10 protein-coding genes, 17 tRNA genes and 1 rRNA gene are annotated in these 12,710 nt (G+C 47.9%); 3 read left to right on the top strand and 25 right to left on the bottom strand.

Going from position 1 to position 12,710, the window contains the following annotated elements; genetic code table 11:
- Positions 1-86: 86 nt before the first annotated feature.
- From MKY85_RS01850 to MKY85_RS01840, 3 genes are read right to left on the bottom strand one after another with little or no spacing between them, the layout of a single operon-like run.
- Positions 87-749, bottom strand: coding sequence for a GAP family protein (locus MKY85_RS01850; RefSeq protein ID WP_342571633.1), 663 nt, complete (start codon positions 747-749; stop codon positions 87-89).
- Complete coding sequence (locus MKY85_RS01845; RefSeq protein ID WP_342571632.1) at positions 739-1,503, bottom strand: MerR family transcriptional regulator; 765 nt, start codon at positions 1,501-1,503, stop codon at positions 739-741. Before MKY85_RS01845 ends, MKY85_RS01850 begins: the two co-directional genes overlap by 11 nt.
- Positions 1,504-1,525: 22 nt before the next feature.
- The gene (locus MKY85_RS01840) at positions 1,526-1,684 is read right to left on the bottom strand and encodes a hypothetical protein (protein WP_339239160.1); all 159 of its coding nucleotides are present in this window, start codon (positions 1,682-1,684) and stop codon (positions 1,526-1,528) included.
- A 167-nt stretch (positions 1,685-1,851) separates the two neighbouring features.
- On the opposite strand from MKY85_RS01840, the gene MKY85_RS01835 reads away from it, so the two are divergent.
- Complete coding sequence (locus MKY85_RS01835; protein WP_339239159.1) at positions 1,852-2,517, top strand: DUF4097 family beta strand repeat-containing protein; 666 nt, start codon at positions 1,852-1,854, stop codon at positions 2,515-2,517.
- Positions 2,518-2,608: 91 nt separating this feature from the next.
- Here the strand turns inward: MKY85_RS01835 and MKY85_RS01830 are convergent, their stop codons facing one another.
- From MKY85_RS01830 to MKY85_RS01815, 4 genes are all read right to left on the bottom strand, one after another.
- The gene (locus tag MKY85_RS01830) at positions 2,609-4,243 is read right to left on the bottom strand and encodes an MBL fold metallo-hydrolase (RefSeq protein WP_342571631.1); all 1,635 of its coding nucleotides are present in this window, start codon (positions 4,241-4,243) and stop codon (positions 2,609-2,611) included.
- Positions 4,240-5,910, bottom strand: a complete 1,671-nt coding sequence (locus MKY85_RS01825; protein WP_342573244.1) for an iron ABC transporter permease — start codon at positions 5,908-5,910, stop codon at positions 4,240-4,242. Before MKY85_RS01825 ends, MKY85_RS01830 begins: the two co-directional genes overlap by 4 nt.
- Before the next feature lie 135 nt (positions 5,911-6,045).
- Positions 6,046-7,119, bottom strand: coding sequence for an ABC transporter substrate-binding protein (locus tag MKY85_RS01820; protein ID WP_339239156.1), 1,074 nt, complete (start codon positions 7,117-7,119; stop codon positions 6,046-6,048).
- Positions 7,120-7,199: 80 nt separating this feature from the next.
- Complete coding sequence (locus MKY85_RS01815; RefSeq protein WP_342571630.1) at positions 7,200-8,216, bottom strand: ABC transporter ATP-binding protein; 1,017 nt, start codon at positions 8,214-8,216, stop codon at positions 7,200-7,202.
- A 424-nt stretch (positions 8,217-8,640) separates the two neighbouring features.
- Here MKY85_RS01815 and MKY85_RS01810 point away from each other — a divergent pair, with 424 nt between their 5' ends.
- Together MKY85_RS01810 and MKY85_RS01805 are read left to right on the top strand one after the other, a co-directional pair.
- Entirely contained in the window at positions 8,641-9,567 is a 927-nt protein-coding gene (locus tag MKY85_RS01810) for a LysR family transcriptional regulator (RefSeq protein WP_342571629.1), read from the top strand.
- A 128-nt stretch (positions 9,568-9,695) separates the two neighbouring features.
- Complete coding sequence (locus tag MKY85_RS01805) at positions 9,696-10,556, top strand: hypothetical protein (protein ID WP_342571628.1); 861 nt, start codon at positions 9,696-9,698, stop codon at positions 10,554-10,556.
- A gap of 203 nt (positions 10,557-10,759) precedes the next feature.
- Here MKY85_RS01805 and MKY85_RS01800 read toward each other — a convergent pair.
- The 18 genes from MKY85_RS01800 to rrf all read right to left on the bottom strand — a co-directional run bounded on the left by MKY85_RS01800 (position 10,760) and on the right by rrf (position 12,650).
- Positions 10,760-10,830, bottom strand: a tRNA-Gly gene (locus MKY85_RS01800).
- Between the two features lie 13 nt (positions 10,831-10,843).
- Positions 10,844-10,917: transfer RNA gene (locus MKY85_RS01795), tRNA-Pro, on the bottom strand.
- A gap of 16 nt (positions 10,918-10,933) precedes the next feature.
- Positions 10,934-11,010: transfer RNA gene (locus tag MKY85_RS01790), tRNA-Arg, on the bottom strand.
- 5 nt (positions 11,011-11,015) lie between these two features.
- Positions 11,016-11,090, bottom strand: a tRNA-Gly gene (locus MKY85_RS01785).
- 8 nt (positions 11,091-11,098) lie between these two features.
- Positions 11,099-11,186, bottom strand: a tRNA-Leu gene (locus MKY85_RS01780).
- Positions 11,187-11,195: 9 nt separating this feature from the next.
- Positions 11,196-11,271: transfer RNA gene (locus MKY85_RS01775), tRNA-Lys, on the bottom strand.
- Positions 11,272-11,283: 12 nt separating this feature from the next.
- Positions 11,284-11,358 (bottom strand) — tRNA-Gln (locus MKY85_RS01770).
- A gap of 12 nt (positions 11,359-11,370) precedes the next feature.
- Positions 11,371-11,446 (bottom strand) — tRNA-His (locus MKY85_RS01765).
- Between the two features lie 97 nt (positions 11,447-11,543).
- Positions 11,544-11,619, bottom strand: a tRNA-Thr gene (locus MKY85_RS01760).
- Positions 11,620-11,641: 22 nt separating this feature from the next.
- A tRNA-Asp gene (locus MKY85_RS01755) sits at positions 11,642-11,719 on the bottom strand.
- 25 nt (positions 11,720-11,744) lie between these two features.
- A tRNA-Met gene (locus MKY85_RS01750) sits at positions 11,745-11,818 on the bottom strand.
- 16 nt (positions 11,819-11,834) lie between these two features.
- Positions 11,835-11,910: transfer RNA gene (locus MKY85_RS01745), tRNA-Val, on the bottom strand.
- Positions 11,911-12,032: 122 nt separating this feature from the next.
- Positions 12,033-12,104: transfer RNA gene (locus MKY85_RS01740), tRNA-Glu, on the bottom strand.
- 16 nt (positions 12,105-12,120) lie between these two features.
- Positions 12,121-12,212: transfer RNA gene (locus tag MKY85_RS01735), tRNA-Ser, on the bottom strand.
- A gap of 3 nt (positions 12,213-12,215) precedes the next feature.
- Positions 12,216-12,291 (bottom strand) — tRNA-Asn (locus MKY85_RS01730).
- A 1-nt stretch (position 12,292) separates the two neighbouring features.
- Positions 12,293-12,368 (bottom strand) — tRNA-Ala (locus MKY85_RS01725).
- 32 nt (positions 12,369-12,400) lie between these two features.
- Positions 12,401-12,474, bottom strand: a tRNA-Ile gene (locus MKY85_RS01720).
- 59 nt (positions 12,475-12,533) lie between these two features.
- A 5S ribosomal RNA gene (gene rrf, locus MKY85_RS01715) occupies positions 12,534-12,650 on the bottom strand.
- Positions 12,651-12,710: the final 60 nt, after the last annotated feature.

Below are 12,710 nucleotides of genomic sequence, written 5' to 3'. Positions count from 1 at the left end.
TCCTACGTTTTCCGATTTGTAGACAGATCGGCACGCCAAAACAGGCTCTCGCCCTCAGCGAAAACCTGTTCATTCGTCAGTAGACACTATATATAATCGAGCACACTAAAGATCAGAACCAGCCCTGCAATGCACATCATCCAGGAGAGAACTGACCCGGACTGTTCCTCCAGTTTTCTTTGCAGCTTTTCCACGATCCCCTGTATCCTGGAACCCAGCCATGTATGCAACACATAGATCACAAGGGGTGGCGTAATCATGATTAGATTATATCCAATAAGAATGAGTATCCATCCCGTTATTGGAAGTCCCTCCGTGATCATCAGACTTACCGCAGTATAATAGGGAAGAGCGGTTCCTGCTTCCAACAAAAATGTAGAGATACCCATGACAAGTAATCCCTTGAACCCCGTGGAACGGGGAACTTGATATTTCTTTCTTCCACCTGCCTTCGGTTTGACCCAGAAACTCCCTGTAAAGAGTATTCCTCCTACGATCAAAAGGGCCCAGCTCACAACTTTATGTTGAAAAAATGACGTTAAGATTGCTTGTAACAGCTCCAATCCTACCATCAGTAAACAGCCCAGGACCAAGTATAAAAACATGACGGTCACTACGTAGATCATGAGCCGTGAGCCAAAACGCCGGTTCTCTTGAATCATTAAATATAACGTTACACCGATCAGCGCAGGACTTAATGTATCCAGTAGTGCAAGTCCCCCAATATAAAACAGTAATTCAGCCTTCATGAGTAGGTCCACTCTTGTTCTCCATAAAAATATCATAAGCCGCTTCCATATAATTGAGCAGTTCTGGCTCCAACGGATAAAATCCAAGCTCATTGGATGCTTGAGTAGATTTTCTGGCATCCCACAGTTTATCCAAAAAAGCGTCTTCTCCCCCAAATTGTTCCTGCTGCTTCTCCAGCATACGACGAATTACATTCTGGACTTTATCGTCATTAGGGGCATTATTCATCTGACTTTTCAACTGGCCAATCAGTGCAATCCATTCCAGAGAATCGGGATCATTACCTTGCATACGGGGCAGTTTCTCCCATAATTCCAGCTCATCATGGCTAAAGCTGTTTTCTTTATATGATCGTAGCCTCTCCATATTTGGCTTGGAGAGCTGAATCAGCTTCTCAAGCGTGTCTTGCTTATTACCTTGCTCCATTATAAGGCTGTTTAACATTTCTCTCAGAGATGAGGCCATAGAATTCAACCGCTGTTGTTCTTCTATAATATAGGAAAGTTGATTCCTTAGAGACTGTTCCCAATTCCATGACTCATCGGTGAGCATCTCCCGAATTTCTTTTAGCGAGTAGCCCATATTTTTGAAAAATTGAATCTGCTGTAGCTTCTTTAAATCGTCTTCTACATATAATCTGTGCCCCCCTTCCGTTTTGGAGGAAGGACTTAAGAGGTCGATCGAGTCGTAATATCGTAATGTTCTCACTGTCATTCCCGTTCTGTGCGCGAGTTCATGAATATGAATATACAATGCGTTATACACCTCCTACAGCTCATATATCATTTTTCTTTTTCCCGTCTATCATCGTATATTTCAACAGATAGCCTACCCCCAGCCCAATTAACACACCTGGAAATACATGATTCATGATTAGTCCTATACCTGCCCCGATAATAACGCAACTATATATGAGAATATCTTCCGTTTTCATGATTATTACCCTCCTTTGCCCTATATAACTGAATTCGTGACCATTATACATAATGACGTTACGTCAACTTCAACCCCTATTTTTTCGGAAAACACCTTGATCCTGACGTTACGTCATCATATAACATGAAGTCATACAAAATTCAAATTCATACCGGAGGTGATCTGATGACAAAAGTTATTTCCTTATGCTTCTGTCTGCTCTTTGTTTTAACATCCTGTAGCTTATCCAGTAGCGCCATTACCGACACACAAAAGGCATCCCTGAATTCCATTGACCTCATCTCAATAGATAATGGGAGTACTCCAATAACCGTGGAGACTGTACCCGATATTACCTCTCTGGAAGTATCAAGTAACGCATATGATCATAAACCCGTTTTTAATATGGTCCGCGGACACAGAGACGTAAGGATCTCTGCAAGTAAACATATGGTTCGGATCTTTAATCTGGCGAACACACCTGTAATCACGGTTAGAGTCCCACTTCATTATGAAGGTGATCTGCGTATTAACAGTTCATCCGGAAAAGTCCAGATCAACCATATCCAATCCAACATATGGGTTGACGGGACTAGTGGCTCGATTGACATAAATGCGGACCGTATTCTCTCCAACATTCACCTTGTTTCAACGAGCGGTAATATAACACTGAACGTAATGGAAGAAAATCCGAATGTGAACTGGACCATGGAATCTCGAAGTGGAAGACGTTCTCACTCCCTCGACTTGCAGCAGATTAGTGATAACAAACACACCTCCAAAGGCACTACAGGGCAAGGAAAATATCAAGTCCATATCCTCACCAAATCAGGTAATATATCGATTCAATAAGACATGTCTATCTTGCAATACATTTCAATTGAAAAGACAAAAAGAGGCGCACAAAGGCGCCTCGGATGTACTAAAATCAGATGTGCAACTATTAAAAGGATAACTCATCTCCTGGAGACAACGCATGGATATCAGCTTGCGCAGATGAATATTCATCAAGCAAACCTTGTCTCAACCGTTCCGTCTCCGCAAGGTCAGTATGCACAAGCACGGTATGCCGTGCCGATATCCGGCCCAACATCTGCTCCACATCCCTCCAACCCTGATGAACTTTGTAACGCAATTTCCTAACTTCACATTTGCCATACTCTTCTGGATTTCTCAATAACTCATCGGCAAAAGTTCCGGCGGCAACATGCCCGGTGAGCAGAATCAGATTTTTCTCATCCGATGCCCATTTCTCATAGTACCAACGTGCAAGCGAGGACTGCATCATGCCGTCCGGCACAAACCATAGGGAAACATGATGTTGTTCCAGCAACTGCAGACGCTCTTCCTCGGTAGATGTCTTTGCCCAACCTTCTCCGCTCAGAAAATGATCGATGCTGTCCGCAGGCGAAACTTCCCCAATCCGCTCTTCCGTCCTGAGCCAATAGGGAACACGATGTAACTGTGTCATCCCATCCACCAGTTTCTGTTCCACAATCATGGGGATGTCCTGAAAACATTGCTGCGCCCACAAAATAATCTCCTGGCCGCGGCCCACCGCAGGCATAGGCAATAAAACCTTGCCACCCCGAGCAAGCGTACTGCTGATCGCGCTCTCCAGTTGTTGCAGTTTATCGACCTGCGTATCCTGGTCCGTACCATAGGCAGCATCCACGATCGCCAGATCAAGCTTAATTTGGGATGAATCAGGCATGGATGCCATGGCTTCTATACTTTCTCTCCTGTGCATTTGTTCGGTAAGGATGTTGCTGTGTAACAATGCAGATGAGCCTAGTGCTGTCTCTGATCCGGTAGATCCTGTAGCAGCAAGGGTCTGAGCATATGCTGATTGATCAACCAGTATCTGTCCCATAGCTTGACCAAGTACCATTTCGCTGACCTGTTCGCTGTTCGCATCCGTTTTTACATTGGGCGCGTTGAAGTTGGACATATCCTGAAGGCTTTGAACTGGAGCAGGGACAACTCCTACGCGGCTATGGCGATTCAGGTCTGCCCACCGGAATCCGTCAGCCACATCATCATCCTGTAGAAGCATGGACTCCGACGTATAATCACCAGAGTACAGGACCCGCTTGCCCTCCATCTCAAGACCGAACCAGACCGAACCAGCCAGATGCCCGCTGCGCCCCCAGACTGCCGCCATCCCAGGTATGATTTCAAACCAATGACCTCGCTCGGCTTCGTTCTCCAAGAATCTGTATCGAATACGCTGCTCGTCCGTTTTATCATATGGTATTACATATCCTGCTCGTTCCATGTTGCTGCGCCATGCCCGAAAATACGTACCCAGCTGCTCCATCGTCTCCCTTGTCGTCCACACTTCACCCTGGTAGCCCATCTTATACAGCAGTGGGATAGCGACGGAATGATCCTCATGGGCGTGAGACAAGAGGACCGCGTCCAGTTGTGGTACAATCTCCGGATCAATCAGCGGATACTGGCCCGTGCCTTCTTTTTTGACACCACAATCCAGCAAAATGTGGAACCGGCTCCCGCTCAGGAGATAGGCGGAACGTCCATGTTCGCCTGCACCGCCCCATACGTTCAGTTTGATCATGATGCATTCCACTTTCTCTTTGAATTCAGCATTTCGATTCCAAGCAGCATGAGCACCGTCATGCCTACAGTCACAACGGCCATCGCCATTCCGAGTGATACCTGACCTTGTTCAAACTGGGCAAAAATATAGGTCGCCGACGTCTGCATGGACGGCGGAAGAATCAACAACGAACCTACCAGCTCTCGGGTAGCAATCGTAAAGGTCATCATCCAGCCCGCCAGCATGCCGGGCAGAATCAATGGGATCAGGATTCGCCGCAGAATATACAGCGGCTTCCCGCCAAACACTTGCCCAGCCTGGAACAATGTTCCGTCAATCTGGGTAAAGCTCGATTTTACATACTGCACGGTGTAAGGCAAGAAGAGAACGACGTACGTGAGAACAACCATGCCATAGGTGTTATACAACGTGACAGGCATCCAGGGTGAGTTCCAGAAGAGAATCAGACCCACTACCATCACGATACCCGGCACCGTATTAGGCAACAGACTGAACAAGTCAATCACACGCTGCATGAATGAAGATGATCTGCCGATCGCGAGCGCAAAACCCGTACCAATAACAACAGCAACGGTTGAAGCCGCGAGGGATAGACCGAGACTGTTCCCGATGGCCTTCATACTCACCGATCCCCAAGATAAGAGCTCTTTGTAATGATCCAAGGTGAGATTATCAAAAGCAATTCCCGATCCCCGCAGCTTCATGGTCGAAGCGGCAATGATGGAGAAATACGGAATACCTACCGACAGGATCAACAGGATCGCAAGATACACCCCGCACATCCATCCGGCTCCGCCGCGTAGAGAATATCGCTTCGAACGTTGCCCTTTGCCACCCACCAGACGATACGTGAACTTCCGGCTCATGGCAGACTGCATATACCACATCACCAGACAGACGGACAGCAGCACCGATGCCAGCGAAGTCGCCTTGCCGAAATCAATCGGCCAACTGGAGATGTACTTATGAATTTCAGAGGTCATGACATAATAGCCAATCTTGCGCCCGAAGGTTGCTGGTGTACCGAATTCCGCAATCGTTTTGACAAAGACCAGCATGATCCCCATGCCGTAGGACGACAACAATAAGGGTAAAATAATGCGTCTGAAACGGTAACCTGCACGTCCACCGTGCACAGCCCCCGCTTCTTCCAGATTGCCGCCGATGCGGATCAGTGCATCACGAAGCAGCAGATACAGGAATGGGAACAGGTGCAAGCTCATGATGAGCACCATGCCCCAGAAGCTGAAGAACATTTCACTCCAACTCGCAGATGAAGGTATCCATTGCTGGAGGTATCCCCCTTTTTGCATAAACAGAATCCATCCCATGGAACCGATATACGGCGGAGTCATGAATGGAATCATCAGGATGACATCGACCCAGCGATGTTCTCCCATCCGGGTCTTTGCCATCATCCAGGCGAGCGGCAGTGCCAACAATGTAGTTACCGCCACCACGCAGATGCCAAGCCAGACGGAATTCAGCAGTACACCCGACAGATGATGTCCCGTAATCGTGCGAATCGGTGCCATCCAGTCCCATTGTCCGTCCACATAGACACTTTGCCAGAAAATCAGCAAGAGCGGCACGCCAATACTTATGGTCAGCAGAAAGAGGGCCAGAATCACGCCCACTCTCCGAAAAATACGGTTGTTGTCCATTCCAACAAGTTTCACTATGTTCACCTCACATGACTTTCCACAGACAGCAGGTATGATTTAGACGAATAGAATGAAGTATTTCGATCTATACCTTACTTATTGAAAGACGTTCTTTGGATTTATGCAAAAGTACTCTTATTTAAACGTCTCGGAAAAACGTGCTGCTGTCTCTTCGCCATGTTCGCTCATCCAGTTCCAATCCACTTTAAGTTGTGGGATATCCTTCACATTGGCACGGTTAGTCGCTTCAATATCTTCGCGGCCCGGGATTAGATAAGCATCTGTAACAAGCTTCTGTGCTTCGTCAGACAACAAGTAGTCAATGAACGCTTTGGCATTCTCTACATTCGGACTGGATTTTAGAATTGCTGCCGGTCTTGGGCTGATTACCGTGCCTTCTTCCGGATATACGATATCCAGTGGTTCACCTTTTGCCTTGGAGGAATACGCCATGTAGTCCACACCTGCGGCTACGATGCTTTTGGCACCTGTAATAACGGGATCAAGTGCCTCCTGATTGGCTCCCGCCATCGCTACACCATTGGCTTTATAGGCACTGAGCAGGTCCCATCCTTTTTCACCATTCGCACTCAGGTATCCTGTGATGAAGTCGAGTGCTGAGCCTGATAATGTAGGGTCGGGAATGTTCACGGCATCTTTCCACGCAGGCGTAGCAAGATCTGCCCAACTTGTTGGCGGGGTAGATACCAGTTTGGTGTTATACACAATACCCAGTGCGGAAGCACTGCTGCTAAAATAGTTGCCTTCTGCATCCGACCAGTCCTTGTTCAGCTTGTCCGCATTGGCTGCTTCGGGGTAAGGCATCGTCAAACCATCGGCTTTCAAAGCCTGTGCTGAAGGCAAGGAGGCCAGGATTACAACGTCTGCTACCGGATTGGATTTCTCAGCTTCCATACGAGCCAGAATTTTGCCTGTTGTTCCCTGGAACATTTCAACTTCGATCCCTGTTTTGTCTGTAAATCCACTCACGATGTTATCGGCCAGTTTCTGTGGGCCAGCACTGTACAATACCAACTTGCCGCCAGCCGGTTTCGTTGTTTCCGCCGCCGCTGCTGTGTTTCCTTCACCCGCGGGTTGTGCCGCATTGCCTGTGGTTGTGTTACCCGTACTACATCCGAACAAACTGATACTCATTACCGCAGTTAATAACAGCATTGCACTCTTTTTCCGTGTTTTCATCCCCAACATATTCATCCATCTCCCCTGGTTTCCTGATTAAGTTGTTCAACCTGTAGTGCTTTTGTTTGCATTCACACATCAATTCATCCCTAATTAGCTGCTGCGATCACTTCACGGTGATTCACTGTTTCGACATCCTGTCCATCCATGCGGCATATCCACTCGGGAGCAACATAGAGCTGAGCCTTCTCGCCTACGCGTACTCTCTGGTTCATATAGGCTGTCCATACGCCGAGCCCTTCCATCTGCACCCGCACTTCATAGCGTTCACCTACATAGCTGACGCTGAGTACAGTTCCCGGATAACACAGATCGTCATGATCTGTTTTGTTCCAGGTGACATGCTCTGGACGCACCATCGATTGATTAGGCGTGAGCCAGTTAGACTTTCCGATAAACGAAGCGACATACGGATCACTTGGCGCCGAGTAGATCGTTTCCGGGCTTCCTTTTTGCAATATCCGCCCCTTCTGCATCACCACAATCTCATCCGACATCGACATCGCTTCAATCTGATCATGTGTGACGTACAGCGCAGTCAGTCCCATATCCCGTACCAGGGACATCATCTCAATCCGCATCTCTTCCCGAAGTACAGCATCCAGTGCACTTAGTGGCTCATCGAACAGGATCACACCAGGTCTGACGGCTACGGCTCTGGCAAAAGCAACCCGTTGCTGCTGTCCACCAGACAGCTGATGAGGATATCGATCTTCCATGCCTTGCAGGCGAACCATACCAAGGGCTTCGTTCACCTTTTGCCGCAGATCGGATTTCTGTTTTCCGGCCTTTAGGCCAAACGCTACGTTTTCATAGACGGTCATATGTGGCCATAATGCAAAATCCTGAAACACCATGCCCAGATTACGCTTGTGTGTCGGTATATCAATCCGCTTCGCCGCAGAGTAGATATACTCACCATCTGCACGAATCTCCCCCGCATCCGGCTGTTCCAGCCCGGCCAACATGCGGAGTAGTGTTGTTTTGCCACAGCCTGATGGGCCAAGCAGTGTCGTGAACTTGCCATGTTCAAGCGTTAGATCTGTCGGCAGCAGTGCGGGTGTTTGATTAAATGATTTTTGAATTCCCGTTATCTCTAATTTCATAAGCATCCCTGCCTGTCTTCTGTTACTTGATCTCTTTTGTTACTTCCTCTCTTGCACTGTTCTCAGTCTAACGTCCGCTTTCGCGAGTTGTATGTCTTGTATGTAAAATTGGAATTAACTTTTTAGATGAATTCTGTTGATGTTCATAGATTAAATCTATAGTAGGTGAACTAAATTAATTTTCATGTTTTCGCTTCGATTACAGCACCATCTTCCGATCGCTGTTATCCCCAGATTTCTTATACTCCCTTTTTAAAGGGAGAAATCCGGGGATAAAGGCGAAGCATATGCTTCCGAAGTAGCTTTCTTCCAGAAAGCTTTTGGCTTCGCTTCTTCAGATTGGTTCTGTACTCTCCGTCTTTATGAAAAACATTAGATCATCTTATATATTGGGGTTAGTAGAAGTGAGAGGAGTGTTGGGACATTGAATCTGATCAAACTGCAAATTGTTGAGCTGATCGATAAGCATCATCATATGACAAGCGTGGCAGAGTTACTGGGGATCAAACAACCAACCGTTACATTTCATATGAAATCATTGGAGGAAGAGATGGGCGTGCGATTATTCGAATCGCGCAGTGGGAAGACCTTTCTAACGGAGGCCGGACAGGCCCTGCTCCACTATTCCGTCAAAATCAATGCCCTGACCCAAGAGGCAAGGCGGATAGTAAAAGAATATGACAGTCTATATCGGGGCACTCTGCACATTGGGGCAAGCTATGTACCAGCTACATATCTGCTGCCCGCTATACTCAATACCTTTTCTCAAGAATTCCCTGGCATTCGTATCGTCTTATCCGTCAAACCATCACCCGTTATTCGCGAGATGTTAATTCGGCATCAGATTGATCTGGGGGTGATCTCTTCGGAGCCGTTTGTCGGACCCGCGCTGCAAGCTGAGACGTTATGTGAGGATGACTTGGTATTAATCTGCTCTCCACAGCATGGGTTGGCTCAGAAGGAACCATTGACGCCTGAGCATATTGCTCAGATCCCATTTGCCCTACATGGCAGCGAATCCAGTACTCGGCGACTAACCAACCAATGGCTCGCGCAACATGACATTCGTTTGAGGAGTACGGTGGAGATGGATTCCCTGGAAGCCATCAAACAGCTTGTGTTAATTGGGGGGCATGTCTCGTTCATGTCACGAATGGCAGTACAGTGGGAGGAGCAGCACGGGCTCATTCAGGTTCTTCCCATTCCGGGAGAGCAGGCACCGCGCCAGATATATACCGTACATAACAAGGACCGCCATCCTTCAGTTCAAGTAAATCGCTTCAAAGAAGTGCTGCGAGAGGTGAGCTACGGCTTCCCTGTTTCCATAGCGAATTCCCCTGATCCTCTATAAACTATCGTTTACCATTCATCAAATCTATGCAGGGTTAACGCAATGTGCGCTCCCCGTTAATCGCGTTCAGATACTCGGACGATAAAGTGGGATCTGTACGTTAATCCAGATTAGGAGAGTGATTGGTTTTGAAAAAGTGGAAAAAGGTAACCGCCTCATTTATGCTGAGCATCGTCACATTGGGAAGTGGACTGACGTTTCTGGGAGCGCCCCAGGCTTCAGCTGCTGCCAATGCTGTTCCTGCTTATGAAGTGAAGTTTCTGGCCAAGCCGGAACTCGTATTGAATACAGATGGGACACCACGCAGTGAAGTCATTCAGACCCTCGACCTGAGTTCCACGCCAAGAAACATTAACGTAGAGTACTTTGACACCAATGCGCTCGGACTGGATGAGCAAGGATGGAATGTTCGTTTTCGCAAGAAGGATGATAAAAACAACTATGAGCTAACCTATAAAAAACGGTACCCTGTCATCAATGGGGATATCAACGCAGCGCTGACACTGGCTAACCAAGAAGGGTTCGATAAATCGGATGATAATTACGAGGCTGAGATCGATTGGGGATATGGCAAACAAACACTAAGCTTCTCCAACACGAAAAAGGTCGATACCAATGCAACAGGTGTTCATCTTCCTACAGAGCAAGAAGCCTTGAACATGTTACTGGACAAGCTCCCTGGCAAATTGAAAAACTGGTCTGCCTCCAACTGGGGCAAGCAGCAGCTGACGCAATCCCGTGCATATGGCCCGATCACATTCCAACGTTATGAAGGTACATGGAATGGTCAAGAACTTACACTCGAAGTATGGCCGATCCGTAATGCAGCAGGTACAGGTACTGAAAATATCGTAGAGGTCTCTTTCAAAACCGATGATGCTGTAGCCGTATCGGGCCTGCGTACCCAACTGCTGCAATTGCTGGAGAACAACAACTGGCTAATTCCTGCCGATGGCTTGAAGACACAGACGATTCTTGAAAGATACTAATTATTCGTCATCGTACTAATGAAACATCGCAAGCTCCTCTTCCTGCGTGCATCGTAGAAAGCGGAGCTTTTGTCGTTCCTTGAATTAAGTGAATTAAGATACTTATACAGTAAGCTAATTTAGAGTTCACTAATTAAGAGTTTAAATGACTAATACAAAAAGAGCCCCTGCAATAAGCAAGAGCTCTTTCAATATATCTAGGAAGCGGGTGATGGGAATCGAACCCACGCTATTAGCTTGGAAGGCTAAAGTTCTACCATTGAACTACACCCGCATAATAAAAAAAATCGGGATGACACGATTTGAACATGCGACCCCCTGGTCCCAAACCAGGTGCTCTACCAAGCTGAGCTACATCCCGATACTTATGAAAATAATGGCGCGCCCTGAGAGATTCGAACTCCCGGCCTTTTGATTCGTAGTCAAACGCTCTATCCAGCTGAGCTAAGGGCGCAAATATGGAGCGGAAGACGGGAATCGAACCCGCGACCCTCGCCTTGGCAAGGCGATGCTCTACCGCTGAGCCACTTCCGCAAAACATATGGTGCGGTCGAGAGGACTCGAACCTCCACGGGGGGTTAGCCCACACGGACCTGAACCGTGCGCGTCTGCCAATTCCGCCACGACCGCAAAATATAATGGTGAGTCATGAAGGGCTCGAACCTTCGACACCCTGATTAAAAGTCAGGTGCTCTACCAACTGAGCTAATGACTCAAAATAATGAAATGGCTGGGGATATAGGATTTGAACCTATGCATGACGGAGTCAAAGTCCGTTGCCTTACCGCTTGGCTAATCCCCATTAAAAAAATCATGGGGCGATCGAGGGGAATTGAACCCCCGAATGCCGGATCCACAAACCGGTGCGTTAACCACTTCGCCACGATCGCCATAGAGTAAGCCATTCATCCACTAAGAGTATCTTAGTATTAACAACTGCATCTATAATATACATTCAATTACAAATTCAGATGTAAATACTAAAAATGGTGCCGGCGAGAGGACTTGAACCCCCAACCTACTGATTACAAGTCAGTTGCTCTACCAGTTGAGCTACACCGGCATGGTGTATATTTAATTAAAAATGGCGGAACCGACGGGATTCGAACCCGCGATCTCCTGCGTGACAGGCAGGCATGTTAGGCCAACTACACCACGGTTCCATAATACTTTCTCAAGGAAAGTTAATTGCGGGGGCAGGATTTGAACCTGCGGCCTTCGGGTTATGAGCCCGACGAGCTACCGGGCTGCTCCACCCCGCGTCGTTAAAAGATAATATGGTGGAGGCTGAGGGGATCGAACCCCCGACCCTCTGCTTGTAAGGCAGATGCTCTCCCAGCTGAGCTAAGCCTCCGTAATATGACCCGTAGGGGATACTCTCACTTCGTTCGAGACTGCGAAGCAGCTGCTCACGAGGTATATCCTCCGACGAACCTTTGGGATTCTCATCCCTTGTTAAAGCAATAGGTATTGCTATGACCCGTAGGGGATTCGAACCCCTGTTACCTCCGTGAAAGGGAGGTGTCTTAACCCCTTGACCAACGGGCCTTGCTAAAAAATTATCTGGCGGAGAGAGAGGGATTCGAACCCTCGAGACGCTTGTGACGCCTACACGATTTCCAATCGTGCTCCTTCGGCCAGCTCGGACACCTCTCCATATGGCTCCCCGAACAGGGCTCGAACCTGTGACAACTCGATTAACAGTCGAGTGCTCTACCAACTGAGCTATCAGGGAATGGTGGAGCCAAGCGGGATCGAACCGCTGACCTCCTGCTTGCAAGGCAGGCGCTCTCCCAGCTGAGCTATGGCCCCATACTCTGGTTTTTTTTGTTGTGGTCTTGCTATGGGCCCTGGTGGACTCGAACCACCGGCCTCACCCTTATCAGAGGTGCGCTCTAACCAACTGAGCTAAGGGCCCTAATATATATCCCTTATTCCTTGACAAGGGGGGCAAAAAAAATACCCCAAAGGGAAATCGCTTGGCGGCGTCCTACTCTCCCAGGACCCTGCGGTCCAAGTACCATCGGCGCTAGAGGGCTTAACGGTCGTGTTCGGGATGGGTACGTGTGGAACCCCTCCGCCATCGCCACCAAACGCATAGCTTACATTTCAGAGATCGTTCTCTGAAAACTAGATTCGAAACGAAACATGCGA

This window comes from Paenibacillus sp. FSL R5-0749 (assembly GCF_038595085.1).
Classification (GTDB): Bacteria; Bacillota; Bacilli; order Paenibacillales; family Paenibacillaceae; genus Paenibacillus.
This window is presented reverse-complemented; position numbering and strand designations above follow the sequence as displayed.

Bases quoted from the DNA above. Each gene is read 5' to 3' on its own strand.
- MKY85_RS01840 (WP_339239160.1), bottom strand. From the start codon at position 1,684: ATGAAAACGGAAGATATTCTCATATATAGTTGCGTTATTATCGGGGCA.
- MKY85_RS01825 (WP_342573244.1), bottom strand. From the start codon at position 5,910: ATGGACAACAACCGTATTTTTCGGAGAGTGGGCGTGATTCTGGCCCTC.
- MKY85_RS01820 (WP_339239156.1), bottom strand. From the start codon at position 7,119: ATGTTGGGGATGAAAACACGGAAAAAGAGTGCAATGCTGTTATTAACT.
- MKY85_RS01850 (WP_342571633.1), bottom strand. From the start codon at position 749: ATGAAGGCTGAATTACTGTTTTATATTGGGGGACTTGCACTACTGGAT.
- MKY85_RS01815 (WP_342571630.1), bottom strand. From the start codon at position 8,216: ATGAAATTAGAGATAACGGGAATTCAAAAATCATTTAATCAAACACCC.
- MKY85_RS01830 (WP_342571631.1), bottom strand. From the start codon at position 4,243: ATGATCAAACTGAACGTATGGGGCGGTGCAGGCGAACATGGACGTTCC.
- MKY85_RS01835 (WP_339239159.1), top strand. From the start codon at position 1,852: ATGACAAAAGTTATTTCCTTATGCTTCTGTCTGCTCTTTGTTTTAACA.